Annotated in this window: 11 protein-coding genes and 1 pseudogene; 11 read left to right on the forward strand and 1 reads right to left on the reverse strand. The window is 71.0% G+C overall.

Annotated elements, in window-relative coordinates; translation table 11 throughout:
• Window positions 1-42 precede the first annotated feature (42 nt).
• The 8 genes and pseudogenes from hemE (at window position 43) to scpA (ending at window position 10,334) form a co-directional block, all read left to right on the forward strand.
• Window positions 43-1,050, forward strand: a complete 1,008-nt coding sequence (hemE, locus tag BLR46_RS00510; RefSeq protein ID WP_093247897.1) for a uroporphyrinogen decarboxylase — start codon at window positions 43-45, stop codon at window positions 1,048-1,050.
• A complete protein-coding gene (locus BLR46_RS00515; protein ID WP_093247899.1) occupies window positions 1,047-2,303 on the forward strand; it encodes a protoporphyrinogen/coproporphyrinogen oxidase in 1,257 nt (418 codons plus the stop codon). The genes hemE and BLR46_RS00515 overlap by 4 nt, the downstream gene beginning before the upstream one ends.
• Window positions 2,294-3,175 (forward strand): annotated as a pseudogene (gene hemC / locus BLR46_RS15355) (hydroxymethylbilane synthase); the annotation flags it as partial. The gene BLR46_RS00515 and the pseudogene hemC, both read left to right, overlap by 10 nt.
• Window positions 3,176-3,325: 150 nt before the next feature.
• Complete coding sequence (locus BLR46_RS15360) at window positions 3,326-3,919, forward strand: uroporphyrinogen-III synthase (RefSeq protein ID WP_245701492.1); 594 nt, start codon at window positions 3,326-3,328, stop codon at window positions 3,917-3,919.
• Window positions 3,920-3,957: 38 nt separating this feature from the next.
• Entirely contained in the window at window positions 3,958-4,878 is a 921-nt protein-coding gene (gene hemB / locus BLR46_RS00525; protein ID WP_245701493.1) for a porphobilinogen synthase, read from the forward strand.
• Window positions 4,875-6,161 (forward strand): glutamate-1-semialdehyde 2,1-aminomutase, encoded by a 1,287-nt coding sequence (hemL, locus tag BLR46_RS00530; RefSeq protein ID WP_425441375.1) that lies wholly within the window; start codon window positions 4,875-4,877, stop codon window positions 6,159-6,161. Before hemB ends, hemL begins: the two co-directional genes overlap by 4 nt.
• Window positions 6,162-6,288: 127 nt before the next feature.
• Window positions 6,289-8,157 carry a methylmalonyl-CoA mutase small subunit gene (gene mutA / locus BLR46_RS00535; protein WP_093247917.1) on the forward strand — a complete coding sequence of 623 codons (1,869 nt, stop codon included), beginning with the start codon at window positions 6,289-6,291 and terminating at the stop codon, window positions 8,155-8,157.
• A complete protein-coding gene (gene scpA, locus BLR46_RS00540) occupies window positions 8,154-10,334 on the forward strand; it encodes a methylmalonyl-CoA mutase (RefSeq protein WP_093247919.1) in 2,181 nt (726 codons plus the stop codon). The genes mutA and scpA overlap by 4 nt, the downstream gene beginning before the upstream one ends.
• Before the next feature lie 137 nt (window positions 10,335-10,471).
• Here scpA and BLR46_RS00545 read toward each other — a convergent pair whose 3' ends face one another.
• Complete coding sequence (locus tag BLR46_RS00545; RefSeq protein ID WP_143008151.1) at window positions 10,472-16,162, reverse strand: prealbumin-like fold domain-containing protein; 5,691 nt, start codon at window positions 16,160-16,162, stop codon at window positions 10,472-10,474.
• 235 nt (window positions 16,163-16,397) lie between these two features.
• Between BLR46_RS00545 and meaB the strand changes: the two genes are divergently transcribed.
• The 3 genes from meaB (at window position 16,398) to BLR46_RS00560 (ending at window position 19,123) form a co-directional block, all read left to right on the forward strand.
• Window positions 16,398-17,408: a methylmalonyl Co-A mutase-associated GTPase MeaB gene (gene meaB, locus BLR46_RS00550; protein WP_093247924.1), complete on the forward strand. Its 1,011-nt coding sequence runs from the start codon at window positions 16,398-16,400 to the stop codon at window positions 17,406-17,408.
• A 46-nt stretch (window positions 17,409-17,454) separates the two neighbouring features.
• Complete coding sequence (locus tag BLR46_RS00555) at window positions 17,455-18,318, forward strand: Fpg/Nei family DNA glycosylase (RefSeq protein ID WP_093247926.1); 864 nt, start codon at window positions 17,455-17,457, stop codon at window positions 18,316-18,318.
• Window positions 18,319-18,427: 109 nt separating this feature from the next.
• Window positions 18,428-19,123, forward strand: a complete 696-nt coding sequence (locus BLR46_RS00560) for an FHA domain-containing protein (protein ID WP_093247928.1) — start codon at window positions 18,428-18,430, stop codon at window positions 19,121-19,123.
• The last annotated feature ends 1 nt before the right edge of the window (window position 19,124 follow it).

Genomic DNA, 19,124 nt, shown 5'->3' on the forward strand with positions numbered 1-19,124 from the left:
CTTCATTCAACCATCTTTGGGCGATCGGGCAGAATCAGTCCAATGAGCACTCTTCTCTCCGCCCTGCAGGGCACGCGGCCGGAGCGCCTCCCGGTCTGGTTCATGCGCCAGGCGGGCCGCTCGCTCCCCGAGTACCGCGAGGCCAGGCAGGGCACGACGATCCTCGAGGCGTGCCTCCGGCCGGAGCTGGCCGCGGAGATCACCCTGCAGCCCGTCCGCCGCCACGACGTGGACGCAGCCATCTTCTTCTCCGACATCATGACGCCGCTGGTGATCGCGGGGGTCGACGTCGACATCCGCCCCGGCATCGGTCCGGTCATCGAGGACCCGATCCGCACCGCCGCGGACGTGGACGCCCTCGTCGCCCACGAGCTGGGCGACACCTCCCCGATCACGGAGGCGGCACAGATCGTGATCCGTGAGCTGGGCGAGCAGAAGCCCCTGATCGGCTTCGCGGGCGCCCCGTTCACCCTGGCCGCCTATCTCGTCGAGGGCCGCGGTTCCCGCGACCACCTCGCCGCCCGCAGCATGATGCACTCCGATCCCGAGTCGTGGCGCCGCCTGCTCGCGTGGTGCGCGGACATCTCCGGCCAGTTCCTCGCCGTCCAGGTGGACGCCGGCGCACGCGCGGTGCAGCTGTTCGACTCCTGGGCGGGCTCGCTCAGCCAGGCCGACTACGTCAGTTCCGTGGCGCCCCACTCGGCGGCGGCGCTGGCGGCGGTCGAGGGCCGCGTGCCGCGCATCCACTTCGGCGTCGGCACACGCCACCTCCTGCAGGACATGGCCGCCTGCGGAGTCGAGGCGATGGGCGTCGACTACCGCACCCCCCTCGACGAGGCCGCCCAGCTCCTGCCGGGCCTTCCGCTTCAGGGCAACATCGACCCCGCCATGCTCTCGGCCGGTTGGGGGCCGCTCGAGGCCCACGCCCGCGACGTCGTGGGGCGCGGCAAGGCGGCCCCGGCCCACATCGTCAACCTCGGCCACGGCGTGCCGCCCACCACCGATCCCGCGGTGCTCACCGACCTGGTGGCGCTCATCCACGAGCTGTGACCGCGGTCGTCGTCGGGGCGGGCCTGGCCGGGCTCCTGGCCGCCCGGAGGCTCCGGCAGGCCGGGCACGACGTCGTCGTGCTGGAGGCGTCCGACCACCACGGCGGCATGATCCGGCGCGCGCAGGTGGGCGGGCTGACCGTCGACGGCGGTGCCGAGGCGTACGCCACCCGCGCTCCGCAGGCTCGCGAACTCTGCGCCGAGCTCGGCCTCACGGTGGCCGCCCCGCAGGGCAGTCCGCACGTCTGGTGGCCCGACACGATCGTGCCGCTGGCCGACGGCGTGCTCGGCATCCCCGGCTCCCTCGATGACCCCGCGCTCGCCATCCTCGCCGCCGACGAGCGCGACCGGCTCGCCCAGGACCTCACCCTCGGGCCCGAGGTCGGGCGCGACGCCACGACCGCCGGGCAACTCGTCGAGGCCCGCATGGGCCGCGCCGCCGTCGACAAGCTCGTCGGCCCGCTCGCCAGGGGCGTCTACCACTCCTCCCCCGACGCACTGCCGCTGGCCACCTTCGCGCCCCGGCTGACGCAGGCGCTGGCCGAGCACGGCTCGCTCCTCGCGGCCGTGGCCGCGCTGCGCACGCCGCGCAGCGCCGCCGTCGAGCAGCCGGTGGGCGGCATGTTCCGCCTGGTCGAGGCGCTGGCCGAGGGGACCGACGTCCGCACCGGCGTCGCCGTCCGCGGCGTCCGCCGCGAGGGCGGCCGCTTCATCGTCGAGGCGTCCGGGGCGCGGTTCGAGGCGGACCGGGTCGTGGTCTGCACCCCCGCCGCACAGGCGCGTGACCTCCTGGCCGGCGTCGGCGTCGTAGTCGACGAGGCCCCCACCAACCCCACCCGCGTCGTGCTGCTGGCGAGCGACCACCCCGGGCTCGCGGGCAACCCCGTCGGCTCGGGCCTCCTGCTGGGCGAGCCCGACCCCCGCATCCTCGCCCGTGCCCTCACCCACTACTCGTGCAAGTGGCCGTGGGTCCGGGGCGGGCACGTGCTCCGCCTCTCCTACCCCGCCGCCGTGGCACCGACCGAGGCGCAGGCCGTGCAGGACGCGTCCCGGCTCACGAAACTGGAACTCGACGGCCACGTCACCGGGTTCACCTCGCTCGCGTGGGAGATGCCCGGCAAGCTCGACCCCGCCGCCCGGGAACGCATCCTCGCCGACGCCGCCGCGGCCGGCGTCGACGTGCTGGGCGCGTGGCTCGACGGCAACGGCATCTCGTCGATCATCGAGGCAGGAGCGCGGATCGCATGGAACTGAGACTCGGCACCCGGGCGTCGGCGCTCGCCATCACCCAGTCCGAGCTGGTGGCCGACCGCCTCCGCGCGCTCGGCCACGACGTCGAACTCGTCCGGATCCGCACCGGCGGCGACGTCGAGAAGGGTTCGCTCACCCGGCTCGGCTCGCTCGGCGTCTTCGCCGCCGAACTCCGCACGGCGATCCTCGACGGCCGCTGCGACTTCGCGGTCCACTCCCTGAAGGACCTGCCCACGGCCGCGGTGCCCGGGCTCACCATCGCCGCGGTCCCCGGGCGCGAGGACCCCAGCGACGCGCTGTGCGCCGGGGGCCGGACCCTCGCCGAACTCCCCGCCGGCGCCACCGTCGGCACCGGCTCGCCCCGCCGGGTGGCCCAGCTGCGGAGGCTGCGGCCGGACCTCCGCTACGTCGACGTACGCGGCAACGTCGGCACCCGCCTCGCCCGCGTCGCCGACGGGGACCTCGACGCGGTCGTGCTCGCCGCCGCCGGCCTGAGGCGGCTCGGGCTCGAGCACGAGATCGACGACCTGCTCCCCATCCTTCCCGCGCCCGGCCAGGGTGCGCTGGCGCTCGAGTGCCGCGAGAACGCCGAAGAGGTGCTCGCCGCCCTCCGCGAACTCGACGACCCCGACGTCCACCGGGCGGTCGACGCCGAGCGCGCCGTCCTCGCCGGGCTCGGCGGCGGCTGCGCCGCCCCCATCGCGGCGCACGCCTCCGACGGCGTGCTGCGCGCTGGCGTCTTCTCGGTCGACGGGGAATCCGCGGCCACCAGCGAGGTGCCGCTGGGCGCCCACTCCGCCGGCGAGGCCGTCCGCGAGCTCCTCGCGCGGGGCGCCGACCGCGTCACCGACCTCGCCGCGGCCCGCGAGTCGCGGCTGGCCGAGCTCCACGACGACGCCTCGCTCTGGCGCGGCGACGTGACGCTCGCCGGCGCCCAGGTGCTGCTCCCCCGCCCCGACGGGCCGCTCGCCGACGGGCTCCGCGCCGCCGGTGCCGAGGTGACCACCTGCCCCGTCCAGCGGACGGTGACGCTCCCCGTCGACCGCACGCTCGAGGGCGCCGACTGGGTGGTCCTCACCTCCGCCGCCACCCTCCCGGCACTCGCCGAGCTGGGCCTGACGATCCCCACCAGCGCGCGCGTCGCCGCGGTCGGGGAGGCCACGGCCGAGGCCGTGCGTCGGGCCGGGCACTCCGTCGACCTCGTCCCAAGAGGGCAGGCCACCGCCGCCGCGCTCGTCGACGCGTTCCCCCCTGGTCCGGGCCGCGTCGCGGTCCCCGGCTCCGCGCTGTCCTCACCCACGCTCGCCACCGGGCTGGAGGCGAAGGGCTACGCTGTCACCCGTCTGCCGGTGTACACGGTGGAGCCGGTCGAGCGGGTCCCGGAGGCGGTCCAGCGGGCCTGGGACTCCGGCCAGTTCGACGTGGTGGTCATCACCGCCGGCTCCGTCGGCGAGGCGTTCGCGTCGCTGCTCGGCTGGCGCGACGACGTCGCAGTGGTGGCGTTCGGGCCGCCGTCCGAGGCGGCGCTGCGCGACGCCGGGGTGCCGGTGGCCGCCACGGCCGAAACCCAGGACGCCGACGGACTGGTGCAAGCGATCGGAAGGGTGTGGAAACGATGATCCCCATGCGACCCCGCAGGCTGCGGCGCACGCCGGCCATGCGCCGCCTCGTGCGCGAGGTGGCGGTCCGCCCGTCGCAGCTCGTGCTCCCGGTGTTCGTGGCCGAGGACGAGGGCGACATCTCCTCCATGCCCGGGGTCCGCCGGCACACCGTCGACGGCATCCGTCGCGTGGCCGAGGACGTGGCCCGCGCGGGCCTCGGCGGCATCATGCTCTTCGGCGTCCCCGACCCCGCCGACAAGGACGACGAGGGCACCCAGGCCTGGGCCGAGGACGGCATCCTGCAGCGCGGCATCGCCGCCGCGGTCGACGCCGTCGGCGACGACACCGTCGTCATGGCGGACACGTGCCTCGACGAGTTCACCTCGCACGGGCACTGCGGCTTCCTCGTCGACGGCGAGGTGGACAACGACGCGACGCTGCCGGCCTACGTCTCGATGGCGCTGGCGCAGGCACGCGCGGGCGCCCACGTCGTCGCCCCCTCCGGGATGATGGACGGGCAGGTGGAGGCCATCCGCGCCGGCCTCGACGGCGACGGCTTCACCGACGTCGCCATCCTCGCCTACGCCGCCAAGTACGCCTCCTCCTTCTACGGCCCCTTCCGCGAGGCCGTCGACTCCACGCTCCAGGGCGACCGCCGCACCTACCAGCAGGACCCCGCCAACCGCCGCGAGGGCCTGCGCGAGGCCGAGCTCGACCTCGCCGAGGGCGCCGACATGGTCATGGTCAAGCCCGCCGGCTACTACCTCGACGTCCTCGCCGACGTCGCCGCGATCTCCGACGTGCCCGTCGCCGCCTACCAGGTCTCCGGCGAGTACGCGATGATCGAGGCCGCCGCGCAACGGGGCTGGATCGACCGCGAGCGCGCGATCGAGGAGTCCGTCACTGCGATCGTCCGCGCGGGCGCCGACATCGTGCTCACCTACTGGGGATTGGAGATGGCCTCATGGCTCAAGTGATCGACACGGACCAGCTGTTCGCCCGCGCGAAGGAGATCATCCCTGGCGGCGTCTCGTCGCCGGTGCGCGCCTTCGGCTCCGTCGGCGGCACCCCGGTGTTCGTCGGTGAGGCGCACGGCGCGCAGGTCTTCGACGTCAACGGCGTCGGCTACGTCGACCTCGTCTGCTCCTGGGGGCCGGCGCTGCTCGGCCACGCCCACCCCGGCGTCGTCGAGGCGGTCCGCGAGGCCGCGAAGCGGGGGCTCTCGTTCGGCGCCCCGACGCGGGCCGAGGTGGAGCTCGCCGAGCTGATCCGCGGCCGCGTGCCGATGGCGCAGCAGGTGCGGTTCGTCTCCACGGGCACCGAGGCGACGATGACCGCCATCCGGCTCGCCCGCGGCGCCACCGGGCGCGACAAGATCGTGAAGTTCGCCGGCTGCTACCACGGCCACTCCGACGCGCTGCTCGCCGCCGCCGGCTCCGGCGTCGCCACCCAGGGGTTGCCCGGCTCGGCCGGGGTCACCGCGGCCGCGGCCGCGGACACCATCGTCGTGGAGTACAACGACGCCGAGGCGCTCGCCCGCGTCTTCAAGGAGGCGGGCGAGCAGATCGCCTGCGTCATCACGGAGTCCGTCCCCGCCAACATGGGGGTCGTGCCGCCCGCCGAGGGCTTCAACGCCGAACTGCGTCGCCTCACCCGCGAGCACGGGGCGCTGCTCATCGTCGACGAGGTGCTCACCGGCTTCCGCGTCGGCCCCGGCGGCTGGCTCGGCATCGAGGAGGGCACCGACCCCGACCTCGTCACGTTCGGCAAGGTCGTCGGCGGCGGGATGCCGCTCGCGGCGCTCGCCGGCCGGGCCGAGATCATGCAGCTGCTCGCCCCCGTCGGCCCGGTGTACCAGGCCGGGACGCTGTCGGGGAACCCGCTCGCCACCGCGGCCGGCATCGCCACCCTCACGCTGGCCGACGCCGACGTGTACGCCCACGTCGACCGCGTCTCGGCCGAGGTCCAGGCCGCCGTCACCGACGCTCTGACCGCCGCCTCGGTGCCGCACGTCGTGCAGGCCGCGGGCAATCTCTTCTCGGTGTTCTTCCGCGACGAGCCGGTGCGCAACTACGAGGACGCGAAGGCGCAGGACACCGACGCGTTCCGCCGCTTCTTCCACGCGATGCTCGACCAGCACGTCTCCCTGCCGCCCTCGGCCTTCGAGGCGTGGTTCCTCTCCTCGGCGCACGACGAGGCCGCCCTGGCCCGCATCGTCGATGCGCTCCCCCGGGCTGCGCGCGCCGCCGCGGAGGGCTGACACCGGTCACTCTCGTCCGCCGCAATTGGCCGAACCAATTGCACCCCGGCGGTCCGGCTGGAAAGTCGCTGGACTAGGGTTTTGCACATGGGGTAGTAAGACGCCCCGGGACCCTGGATGGAGAGTTATGAGCGCTGAGACGCAGGGCTTCAACCTGGCTGCAGACTTCGCCACCCCGACCCAAGAGGACTGGGAGCGCGAAGTACTGAAGGTGCTGAACCGTGGGCGGCCCGAAGGCAAGCAACTCGGTGTGGAGCAGGCGTACCAGCGCCTGACCAGCACCACGGTCGACGGGCTGACGATCAAGCCCCTCTACACCCGCGAGGACGGGGCGGCCGAGCTCGGCCACCCGGGCGTGGCGCCGTTCACACGCGGCGCCACCGTCCGCACCGGCGAGATGGAGGGCGCCTGGCAGATCGCGCAGCTGCACGAGGACGGTGACGTCGCCACGACCAAGGCGGCCATCCTGGCCGACCTCGAACGCGGCGGCACCGCCGTCTACCTCCGCGTCGATCCGGACGCGATCGCGGTAGGCGACCTCGCCACCGCGCTGGAGGGCGTGATGGTGGACCTCGCGCCCGTGTACCTGACCTCCCGCACGCAGCAGCTCGAGGCGGCGCGCGCTCTCGTCGACGTGCTCGCCAAGGGCGACGCCGCGGCGATCAGGGGCAACCTCGGCGTCGACCCGATCGGCGCGGCTGCGCTGGCCGGCACCGACGCGGACCTGTCCGTGCTCGCCGAGGCCGTCGAGCTCGCCCGCCCCTTCCCGGGGCTGCGGCCGATCGTCGTGGACGCGACCATCTTCCACAACGCCGGCGCCGGCGACGTCCACGAGCTGGCGTACGCCGTCGCGGTGGGCGTCGAGTACGTCCGCGCGCTCGTGGGTGCCGGCCTCGGCGTCGACGAGGCGTTCGACCAGATCCTGTTCCGGGTGTCGGCGACCACCGAGCAGTTCCTCACGATCTCCCGGCTGCGCGCGCTGCGCACCCTGTGGAACCGCGTCGGTGAGGTCGTAGGCGTATCGGAGGAGCACCGCGGTGCGCTCCAGCACGCGGTCACGTCGCTGCGGCAGCTGAGCCGCGACGACGCATACGTCAACATCCTGCGCACCACGATCTCGACGTTCGCCGTCTCCGCGGGCGGCGCCGAGGTGCAGACGGTGCTGCCGTTCGACACCGTGGTGGGCCTGCCCAGCGACTTCTCCCGCCGCATCGCCCGCAACGTGCAGATCCTGCTCGGCGAGGAGTCCAACATCGGCCGCGTCAACGACCCGGCCGGCGGCTCCTTCTACGTCGAGTCGATGACCGCGCAGCTCGCCGAGAAGGCCTGGGAGGTGTTCCAGTCCCTCGACGCGGCCGGCTTCGCCAGCGCGCTCGCCGACGGCACCATCGCCGCGCAGCTCGAGGAGCTCAACCGTGTCCGGGCCCAGCTGCTCGCGACGCGGAAGCTGCCGCTCACCGGTGTGTCGATGTTCCCCAACCCGACCGAGAAGCGCATCCCCGCCAAGGCTCGGCCCGAGGCACCCGCGCTCGGCGGGCTGCAGGTCGTCCGCGACGCGCAGGTCTTCGAGGACCTCCGGGACCGCTCCGACGAGGCCCGCGCCGCCGGCAACCCGCCCAAGGTGCTGCTCGCGTGCCTCGGCCAGCGCCGCGACTTCGGCGCCCGCGAGGGCTTCACCTCGAACCTGTTCCAGGTGGCCGGCATCGAGACGGTGGTCGCGGAAGGCGAGCACGCGAGCGACTTCGCCCGCCAGCTGGCCGAGACGGGCGCCACCGTGGCGGTCCTGTGCTCCAACAGCGCCTGGTACGAGAAGCAGGGGCTCGCCGTGGCCCGCGCGCTCAAGGAGGTGGGCGCCCGGCAGGTGCTCCTCGCCGGCCAGATCAAGGAGCTCGGCGTGGAGGACACGCAGGGCGCCATCGACGGCAACGTCTTCGACGGCATGAACGTCGTGGAGCTCCTCCGCTCCACCCTGGACCTGATGGGAGCCAGCAAGTGAACTTCCCCCGCTTCTCCGACGTCGAGCTCGGCCAGTCGGCGCCGAGCAAGGACCACCACCGCTTCGACGAGATCCTCGGCGCCTCCGGCTACTCGCACGGCTGGCAGACCCCCGAGCACATCCTCGTCCCGCCGCTGTTCGGTGACGAGGACCTCGCCGGCCTCGACTTCCTGGACACGCGGCCGGGCATCCCGCCGTTCCTGCGCGGCCCCTACGCCACCATGTACGTCAACCAGCCGTGGACCATCCGCCAGTACGCGGGCTTCTCCACCGCCGAGGAGTCGAACGCGTTCTACCGCCGCAACCTCGCGGCCGGCCAGAAGGGCCTGTCGATCGCGTTCGACCTCGCCACCCACCGCGGCTACGACTCCGACCACCCCCGGGTGGCCGGCGACGTCGGCATGGCGGGCGTGGCCGTCGACTCCATCCTGGACATGCGGCAGCTGTTCGACGGCATCCCGCTCGACCAGATGTCGGTGTCGATGACGATGAACGGCGCCGTGCTGCCCGTGCTGGCGCTCTACGTCGTCGCGGCCGAGGAGCAGGGCGTGCGCTACGACCAGCTCGCGGGGACCATCCAGAACGACATCCTCAAGGAGTTCATGGTCCGCAACACCTACATCTACCCGCCGGCGCCGTCGATGCGGATCATCGCGGACATCTTCGCGTTCACGAGCGCGAACATGCCGAAGTTCAACTCGATCTCGATCTCCGGCTACCACATGCAGGAGGCGGGCGCGACGGCCGACATCGAGATGGCCTACACGCTGGCCGACGGCGTCGAGTACATCCGCGCCGGCGAATCGGTGGGGCTGAACGTCGACCAGTTCGCGCCGCGCCTGTCGTTCTTCTGGGCGGTGGGCATGAACTTCTACATGGAGGTCGCCAAGATGCGCGCCGCGCGCATGCTGTGGGCGAAGCTCGTGAAGGAGTTCGGGCCGAAGAACCCCAAGTCGATGAGCCTGCGGACCCACTCGCAGACCTCGGGTTGGTCGCTGACCGCGCAGGACGTCTACAACAACGTCGTCCGCACCTGCATGGAGGCCATGGCCGCCACGCAGGGCCACACCCAGTCGCTGCACACGAACGCGCTCGACGAGGCCATCGCCCTGCCCACCGACTTCTCCGCCCGCATCGCCCGCAACACGCAGCTGTTCCTGCAGCACGAGTCGGGCACGACGAAGACCGTCGACCCCTGGGCGGGTTCCGCCTACGTCGAGAAGCTGACCCGCGAGCTGGCCGTGAAGGCGTGGGAGCGGATCCGCGAGGTCGAGGAGGCCGGCGGCATGGCCAAGGCCATCGAGGCCGGCATCCCCAAGATGCGCATCGAGGAGGCGGCCGCCCGCACCCAGGCCCGCATCGACTCCGGCCGCCAACCGGTGATCGGCGTCAACAAGTACCAGCTCGAGAACGAGGACGACCTGGAGGTGCTCAAGGTCGACAACAAGTCGGTCCGCGAGCAGCAGATCGCCAAGCTCGAGCGTCTCCGCGCGGAGCGCGACGAGGCCGCGACGCAGGCGGCGCTGGAGCGCCTCACCTGGGTGGCCGCCAACCCCGACCCGACCGACCCGGAGCGCAACCTCCTCAAGCTCTCCATCGACGCGGCCCGCGCGAAGGCGTCCGTCGGGGAGATCTCCGACGCCCTGGAGAAGGTCTTCAACCGCTACACCGCCCAGATCCGTACGATCAGTGGTGTGTATCGCAAGGAGACCGGTTCCTCGGACAAGGTCGACGACGCCCGCCGGCTCGTCGAGGAGTTCGAGGCGCGAGAGGGACGACGCCCGCGCATCCTCGTCGCCAAGATGGGGCAGGACGGCCACGACCGCGGCCAGAAGGTGATCGCCACCGCCTACGCCGACCTCGGTATGGATGTCGACGTCGGCCCGCTGTTCCAGACGCCCGAGGAGGTCGCCCGCCAGGCCGTCGAGTCCGACGTGCACATCGTCGGCGTCTCCTCGCTCGCCGCCGGCCACCTCACCCTGGTGCCGGCGCTGCGGGAGGAGCTGGACAAGCTGGGCCGCGAGGACCTGATGATCGTCGTGGGCGGCGTCATCCCGGCGCAGGACTTCGAGGAGCTCCGGGCGTCCGGGGCCGACGCGATCTACCCGCCCGGCACCAACATCCCCGAAGCCGCGATCGACCTGCTCACGAAGCTCAACGCCCGCCTCGCCGAGTAGCCGCCGACGAAGAGAATGCCCGCTCCCTCAACCGAGGGGGCGGGCATTTCTTCCTCTCCCCCCCCCCCTTGCAGGGGAGGGGGCGCCACCGGTTCCAGATGGCGCCCCTCCCTTCCAGGGGGTGATCGGGTGACGAACTACATCAGCTCGTCCTCGCGACGCACCACGAGGAGCGTCGCCATGGCCGCCGGGGCGGCGGGCACGGGGCCCGGCGCACCGGTGGAGGGCAGTCCCGGCGAGACCGCCGTCGGGGGCACGCGGAACCTCACGGTCGCCTCGTCCTCCTGATCGGTCTCGACGATCCACGCCAGGTTGTCGATCACCACCGCGCCGGGCACGAAGCCCGCCACGACGTTGCGGCTGTACCGGAACTCGGTGGGCTCGCCCGCCTCGTTCCACTCGGCCGTGCCGAGTTCGATGACCGCGTTCTCGTTGTTGTTGAAGATGTCCGACACGTGGATCGTGCGGTTCGTCTCGTTGACGGTGACGTCGTAGTCGGCGACGAAGTCGACCGACTGGGACGTGCCGTCCTCGGACTCCCACGTGACCGTCGCCGTGTTCACGCCGCCCGCTTCCGGATCGGCGTCACCCGTGACGGTGCAGGAGTACGTGACCACGACGGTCGCGCCCGGCTCGACCGTGACGTCACCGCCCGTGAGCGTGCAGTCCCACGCGGCGTCGGAGACGACGTCGCTGACGGACACGTCGACCGCCTTGTAGGCGTTCGGGTTGGTGACGCTGATCGCACCGGTCATCTCGGACCTCGTGTACCGGTAGCCCTCGGGCGTCACGGTGACGACGTACTCGGCCCGCAGCGTGGTGCCGCCCGCGACGAGACCGAAGTCCGCGTTCACGGCCTCCTTCTCGATCGACCACAGGTACTCCACGTCCACGGCGGCCTCGACCGTCTTGGAGATCACCAGGTCCTCCTCCGCGCAGATCTCGGTGGAGGCGTCGTCCTCGTCGAGGACCACGTCGTCGCTGCCGGTCACGTGTGCGACGTTGACGACCGTGAGGCACTCACCCAGCGGCACCTCCACCAGCGTGACGTAGGTGTAGGTGACGGTGTCGCCGGCCACGACCGCGTCGAGTTCGGAGACGGCGCTGAGCGCGCCGCCCTCACCCACGCTGACGGTGCCGAGGTCGCGAGCCTCGTCGTCGCCGAACATGTCGGCCACGCTGACGGGGTTGTTGAACTCGCTGACGTCCCACACGACCGCCGCGGGGTCGGACTCCACCAGGACGGGATCGCCCAGGAGGCCGGTGCTCACGACCGAGGCGACGTTGACGTCGTCCCCGGGCACGAAGCCGGACGGCACCGCGCAGCTGTAGTCGAGCGTGACCGAGCTGTTGGCCGCCAGCACGCCCTCGGCGTCGGTGACCTCGCAGTCGAGGCCCGCGAACACGTCGGAGACGGAGTAGTCCTTCTCCCAGGCGTTGTCGTTGACGATCGTGATCTCGCCGGTGACCGAGTAGTTGCTGCGCGTGAAGCCCTCGTAGGTGAGGACCACGTCGTAGGTGAGCTCGGCCATGTTGCCGTCGACGATCTCGGTGGCGGTCGGGTCGACCGTCTTCTCGATGGACCAGTCGTGCGTCAGGTCGTAGGACCCGGCCACGGTCTTGGTGACCGTCAGGCCCGTCTCGGCGCACACCTCGCTGGAGGCGTCGTCCGAATCGAGCACGACCTCGCCGTCGACCACACGCGCCGTGTTGTCGAACGTCACGCACTCCCCGAGGACGCCGTCGACGTCCTTCGAGTAGTCGAACGTCACCGTCGAACCGTCCACCACGCCCTCGGACGCGGTGAGCGTGCCGTCGTCCCCGACACTGATCGTGCCGAGCGTGACGGGCTCCTCCGAGCCGGACGTGTCGGTGATCGTCACCGGGTTGTGGAACTCGTCCACGTCCCACGCCACCGTCGCCGGGGCGCTGGTGACCATCTCGGTCTCGCCGAACACGTCGAACAGCACGACCGCGACGTTCTGGTCCGCGTCACTGGGCTCGAAGCCCTCGGGGATCATGCAGTCGTAGTCGAGGACCACCGAGCCGCCGGCCGGAATTGTTCCCGTCGCCTCCGCGATCGAGCAGTCCACGCCGGCGAACGTGTCGGCGACGGTGTAGCTCCGCGCCGCTGCGTTCGGGTTCTCGATCGTGATCTGGCCCGACACGAGGAAGTCGCTCAGCGTGACCCCGTCGTGCGTGACGACCACCTGGTAGTCCAGCGTGGCGCCGGTCTCGTTCTCGAGATCGGTGCTCTCCGGGTCGACCGTCTTGTCGATGGACCAGTTGTGGGTGAGGTCGTACGACCCCGCCACCGTCTTGGTCACCACCAGGTCGGCCTCGGCACACACCTCGCTGGAGGCGTCGTCGGAGTCGAGCACCACCTCACCGTCGACCACACGAGCGGTGTTGTCGAACGCCACGCACTCGCCGTAGACGCCATTGACGTCCTTCGAGTAGTCGAACGTCACCGTGGAGCCGTCCACCACGCCCTCGGACGCGGTGAGCGTCCCGTCGGCGCCCACACTGATCGTGGCGAGGGTGACCGGGGCATCGGACTCGAAGGTGTCGGTGATCGTCACCGGGTTGTGGAACTCGTCCACCACCCACTCGACAGTGGCCGGCGCGCTGGTGACCGTGTCGGTCTCGCCGAACACGTCGAACGACACCGTGGCGACGTTCTCGTCGGCCTCGCCCGGGGCGAAGTCGGCCGGCACCGTGCAGGTGTAGTCGAGGACCACCGAGCCGCCCGCCGCGATCGTGCCCGTCGCATCCTCGACGTCGCACTCCACGCCGGCGAACACGTCGCTCACGGAGTAGTCGCTCTCGGAGTTGTTCGGGTTCTCGATCGTGATCTGGCCCGACACGAGGAAGTCGCTCAGCGTGACCCCGTCGTGCGTGACGACCACCTGGTAGTCGAGCGTGGTGCCCGTCTCGTTGCGCAGGTTGGTCTGCGTCGGGTCCACGGTCTTGTCGATGGACCAGTTGTGGGTGAGGTCGTAGGACCCGGCGACGGTCTTGGTCACCACGAGGTCGGCCTCGGCGCACACCTCGCTGGAGGCGTCATCCGAATCGAGCACGACCTCGCCGTCCACGACTCGAGCGGTGTTGTCGAACGTCACGCACTCCCCGTAGACGCCGTCGACGTCCTTCGAGTAGTCGAACGTCACCGTGGAGCCGTCCACCACGCCCTCGGACGCGGTGAGCGTCCCGTCGGCGCCCACACTGATCGTGGCCAGCGTGACCGGAGCATCGGACTCGAACGTGTCCGTGATCGTCACCGGGTTGTGGAACTCGTCCACCACCCATTCGACGGTGGCGGGGTCACTCGCGACGACCTCGGTCTCGCCGGCCACCTCGAAGGTGACCTCCGCGACGTTGGCGTCCGAGTCGGACGGGTCGAAGCTCATCGGCAGGATGCACTGGTAGGACAGCGTGACGCTGTCGTTCGCGGGCACGGTGCCGGTGGCTCCCACGACGGTGCAGGCGACGCCTGCGAACACGTCGGTGACGCTGTAGTCCTTGTCCCAGTCGTTCGGGTTGTCGATGGTGATGTCACCGGAGACCACGAAGCGGCTGGTGGTGGACCCGTCGTAGGAGACGACGACCTGGTAGTCGAGCGTCGCGCCGGTCTCGTTGCGCAGGTTGGTCTGCGTCGGATCGACGGTCTTGGTGATCGACCAGTCGTGCGTGAGGTCGTAGGAGCCCATGACCGTCTTGGCGATCGTCAGGTCCGCATCCGCGCAGATCTCGACCTCGACGGTGTCCGAGAGATCGATGATCCGTGCGGTGTTGGTCAGCACCGTGCAGGAGCCGGGCTCCGGCGTGATGGTGCGCGACCCCGCGTCGAAGGTGACGATGTTCCCGTCGACGGTGTAGTCGCCGTCGGCGGTCACCGCGAGGGTGATCGTCCCGCCCGCACCGGGATTGGCGGTGACGGTGCCCAGCGTGACCGGCTCCTCGCCGGTGAACTGGTCGGTCACGGTCACTGTGCGGTTGGTGTCCGTCGCGACGAACTCGTAGGCCGTCGGGTCGGTGGACACCGTGGTGTCCCCCGCGGTCGCCGGGTCGTCGACGTGGGCCTGCACCGACGGGTAGTCGGCGTTGCTGTAGGTCAGCGAGGCCTGGTTGGTGCCGGAGAGCGGGACGTCGCCGAGCTCCCCGTCCACGCAGGTGTAGGCGAAGGTGGACTCCCCGGGATCGAGGGTCACCTCCGTGCCGCCCGCGATGGTGCACTCGTGGCCGCTGTCGAGCACGTCGGCGAGGCTCACGTCCATGGCGTAGTCGTTCGGGTTGTCGATGGTGATGACGCCGCCGAGCGCGTAGTCGCTGGTGGTGCGCTCGAGGAACTCCACGGCGACGGAGTAGTCGACGTCGTAGGACTCGCCCGCGCGGATGACCTCGGAGATGCCGTCCTCGCCGTTGGCCTTCTTGTCGATCTGCCAGAGGTACTCGGCGCCATAGGTGCCGACCACGGTCTTCGTGATCGACGGCGCGGCCCAGATCATCGGATCCGCGAAGACGAAGGTCGCGGTGCCACCCACGTCGACGGAGATGGTGTCGTCCCGGTCGGCGGGCAGCAGGTACCCGCTGGGCGCGACCGTCTCGGTGACGGTGTAGGTCCCCGGCTCGATGTCCTCGAGGAGGATGATCCCGGCCCGGTCATCGGCGTCGGGCGCCTCGTTGTCCACGACGGTGAGCGCCGTGGTGGAACCCGTGTACGGGTCGGGCGTGATCTCGAAGGTGGCGCCCCCGATGAGGTTGCCGCGCTCGTCGCGCTTCTCGATGCGCAGGTCCGCGCAGAAGTCGACGTTGATCGGGCCGGTGACGTAGTCCTTCAGCTCGGAGCTGTCGGAGGAGCCCGATGCGCCGGAGCGGAGGAAGAACGAGTTGAACGCGAAATCGCTGCACTCGAACTCGCCGGAGCCGCCCAGCAGGTCCTCGACGTTGAACTTGAACTCGGCGGTCTGACCATCCGAGGAGAACTGGAAGTCGTAGTCAACGCTGATGGGCGCGCTCCAGCCGGACCCGGTCCAGACCTGGACCGTGGGAACACTGAACTTGTCGTTCAGCGCCGGGAACACGAACCTCAGGTCGCCCTCGGTGCGATTCGGGATCGGTGCCCCGTTGCCGTTCGTGGTGTTCGGTTCCTGGTTGAGTTCGAGGAAGTATCCGACGCTGCCGTTGGCGGTCAGCCGATCGAAGCCGACGTAGAGGATCGGGTCGCCGCCCTCGTACGCGGCACCGACGTAGCCGTTGATGACGTCCCCCGCACCGGTCGGCGAAGGCGCGGCCAGGACCCACGAGCCCAAGTTGTTCTCCTTGGAACCCTGGGCGAAGACCGACGCGTCGTTGCCGGCCGAGTTCAGTCCGTCCACGATGGTCTCGTAGTCGTAGGGCCAGAAGCTCGGGTCGACCGCCATCGGGGCGATCAGCACCGGCTCCGGCTCGGCCGCAGCCTCGACCACCGGCTGTTTCGCGGGAGCCGCGGCCGGCTTGGCCACCGGCGCCGCGGGTTCCTCCACCACCGGAGCGGGTTCCTCCACCACCGGGGCGGGTTCCTCCACGACCGGAGCGGGCTCCTCCTCGACGACCGGAGCGGGCTCCTCCTCGACGACCGGAGCGGGCTCCTCCTCGACGACCGGTGCGGGTTCTTCCACCACCGGTGCGGGCTCCTCGGGTACCGCTGCCGGGGTCTCCTCGGCAGCGTCCTCCACCGCTTCGCCATCAGTGGCGAGCGCGGAGACTTCAGTAGTAGTTACGTCTTCCAGATCTTGCGCTATGGCGGGCCCACCGGCCCCCATGAACAACAGGGTCAGGGCGGTCACGAAAGCCATTAGCCCCCGTCGAACCCCCCGGTTCATCCCCCTGCGCGCACCAAAAATGCGGTCAGCAAACATCGTCGTTCCCCCCATGAAACGTCTCTGATGTCTCGCACTATAGACCCCGCGATACGCATCTGTCTTGGGTTTTTTCAGCAACCTCCAAAACCACGGCGGCGGGTACCGAAGGGGTGCGGCTCTGGCGGTGAGGCCGGTGACTAAGGTGAGCTACGTGCGCAGAATGTCGGTCGATGAGCTTGCCGTGAAGATCCGCGAGGGTTCCCGCGGCCACATCGCCCGCGCGATCACGCTGGTGGAGTCGAGCAGGCCGGAGCACCGCCGCCAGGCCCACGAACTGCTGAGGGCCCTCGCCCCGGACACCGGCCGCGCGTTCCGCGTCGGCATCTCCGGGGTGCCCGGCGCCGGCAAGTCCACGTTCATCAACGCCATGGGCGTGAAGCTGATCCAGGAGCGGCACCACCGGGTGGCCGTGCTCGCCATCGACCCCAGCTCGTCGCGCACCGGCGGCTCCATCCTGGGCGACCGCACCCGGATGGGCGAGTTCGCCGCGCTGGACGACGCCTTCGTCCGGCCCTCGCCCTCCGGCGGCCACCTCGGCGGGGTCGCGCGCGCCACCCGCGAGTCGATGCTGGTCCTCGAGGCCGCGGGCTACGACGTCGTGCTGGTCGAGACGGTGGGCGTCGGCCAGTCCGAAGTGGCAGTCTCCGGGATGGTCGACACGTTCCTCATGCTGCAGGTGGCCCGCACCGGCGACCAGTTGCAGGGCATCAAGCGCGGCATCCTCGAACTCGCGGACGTCATCGCGGTGACGAAGGCCGACGGCGACAACGCGGGCGCGGCCAGGGTCGCGGCCCGGGAGCTCAGCATCGCGCTGAAGCTCGTCACGTCGGAGGAGGACCGCCGGCGCGCGCCGGTGCTCACCTGCTCCAGCTACACCGGCGAGGGACTCGACGCGGTGTGGGACGCCGTCGTGCACCACCGGGAGGAACTCGAGTCCGCCGGGGTGCTGCGCGAGCGACGCCTGGCCCAGCAGCGCGACTGGCTGTGGAACATGGTCCGCGGGGAGCTCGAGGAGGCGCTGCGCACCTCCCCGAAGGTGCGCGCCGCGGCGGCCGAGGTGGAGGCCGCGCTGGCCACAGAGGAGCTGAGCGCGCTGGAGGGGGCGCAGGAGATCCTGCGGGCCTTCGCGGACTCGATGTCCGACCTGCCCTGGTCCCGCGACACCTGGTGACCCGGTGGGCGGCCCCCGCGCGCCGCCCGCGTGCGAGACTCGCTCCATGCCCGAGACTCCCGAGATCCACGGCCTCTCCCGCTTCCTCGACGCGCACCTGACCGGCAAGGCCATCGCCAGCGGGACGCTGCTGACCTTCGCGGCGCTGAAGACGTTCGACCCGCCGCTGGAGGCGCTGCAGGGGCTCGACGTGTCCGGCGTCGGCCACCACGGCAAGTTCGTCGACATCGACGCGCAGGGCGTCCACCTCATCTTCCACCTCGCCCGCGCAGGCTGGCTGACCTGGCACGACGAGGTCCCCTCCACCCCCGCCCGTCCCGGCAAGTCGCCGGCCGCGCTGCGGATCGCCATGGATGACGGCAGCGGCTTCACCCTCACCGAGGCGGGCACGCAGAAACGGCTCGCGATCTACGTCGTGGAGGACCCGCAGCAGGTGCCCGGCATCGCCGCCCTCGGCCCCGACCCGCTCGCCGAGGACTTCACCGTCGACCGGTTCGCCGCCATCCTCCACGACGCGGGCCGCGCCCAACTGAAGGGCGTGCTGCGCGACCAGAAGGTGCTCGCGGGTATCGGCAACGCCTACTCCGACGAGATCCTGCACGCCGCCCGGCTCAGCCCGTTCACGCCGGCGTCAAGCCTGGATGACGAGGGCGTGGCGCACCTGCACCGTGTGGTCCGAGAGGTGCTCGGGGGCGCGATGGAAGCGGCCGACGGGCTGCCCCCGTCGGAATTGAAGGACGGGAAGCGCAGCACGATGCGCGTGCACGGCCGGGGGGGCGAGGCGTGCCCGGTCTGCGGCTCGACGATCGCCCAGGTGTCGTTCGCGGATTCCTCGCTGCAGTACTGTCCCGGCTGCCAGACCGGCGGCAAACTGCTCGCCGATCGGCGCATGTCGCGCCTGCTGAAGTAATAAGCATTCCCGGGACGTGTGGCCATATGCGCCCGCCGGGATGGCTCACACGGCCGATCTGGGTAGACTGACGGCGGATTTCGTGTCGGAGGCGGCGAGAGGAGGATCGATGGGCGTGTTCGACAAGGCCGAGCGGAAGATCGATTCCGTCGTGGGTAAAGTGTTCGCGCGCGCGTTCAAGGGCGACGTGCAACCCGTCGAGATCGCCGCTGGCATCCAGCGCGAGCTCGACGCCGAGGCCCGGCTGCTGAGCAAGGGCAAGAAGCTCGTCCCCAACCACTTCCTCGTGGGCCTCTCCCAGCACGACTACGACCGCCTCTACCCGTACGCCCGCACGCTGAACGCGGAGATCCTCCCCGGCATCCGCGAGCACGCCGCCGAGCAGAGCTACGTCTTCAACGGGCCCATCTCCATCGAGTACGAACTCAAGACGTCCCTGCCCACCGGGCAGTTCACCATCAAGAGCGAGGCGGTCGAGGGCAAGACCGAGAGCCGACCGCAGGAGGGCGGCCGCCTGGTGCTCGAGGTGCACGGCGTGCGCCACCCGCTGGTGCCGCCCGGCCTCGTCGTCGGCCGCGGCGCCGACGCCGACCTCCGCCTGAACGACCCCGGCGTCTCGCGTCGCCACGCGCTGATCACGGTGGCCGGGAGCCCTGACCGCCCCGTCGTCACCATCGAGGACCTCGGGTCCACCAACGGCATCGTCGTCAACGGAATGAAAGTGAGCAAGACCGCGCTCCGGGAGGGTTCTCGCATCGAACTCGGCAACACGCGCATGTTGGTGCACGCGCCGACGGAGATGTGAC

Source organism: Tessaracoccus oleiagri, assembly GCF_900103275.1.
GTDB classification, from domain to species: domain Bacteria; phylum Actinomycetota; class Actinomycetes; order Propionibacteriales; family Propionibacteriaceae; genus Arachnia; species Arachnia oleiagri.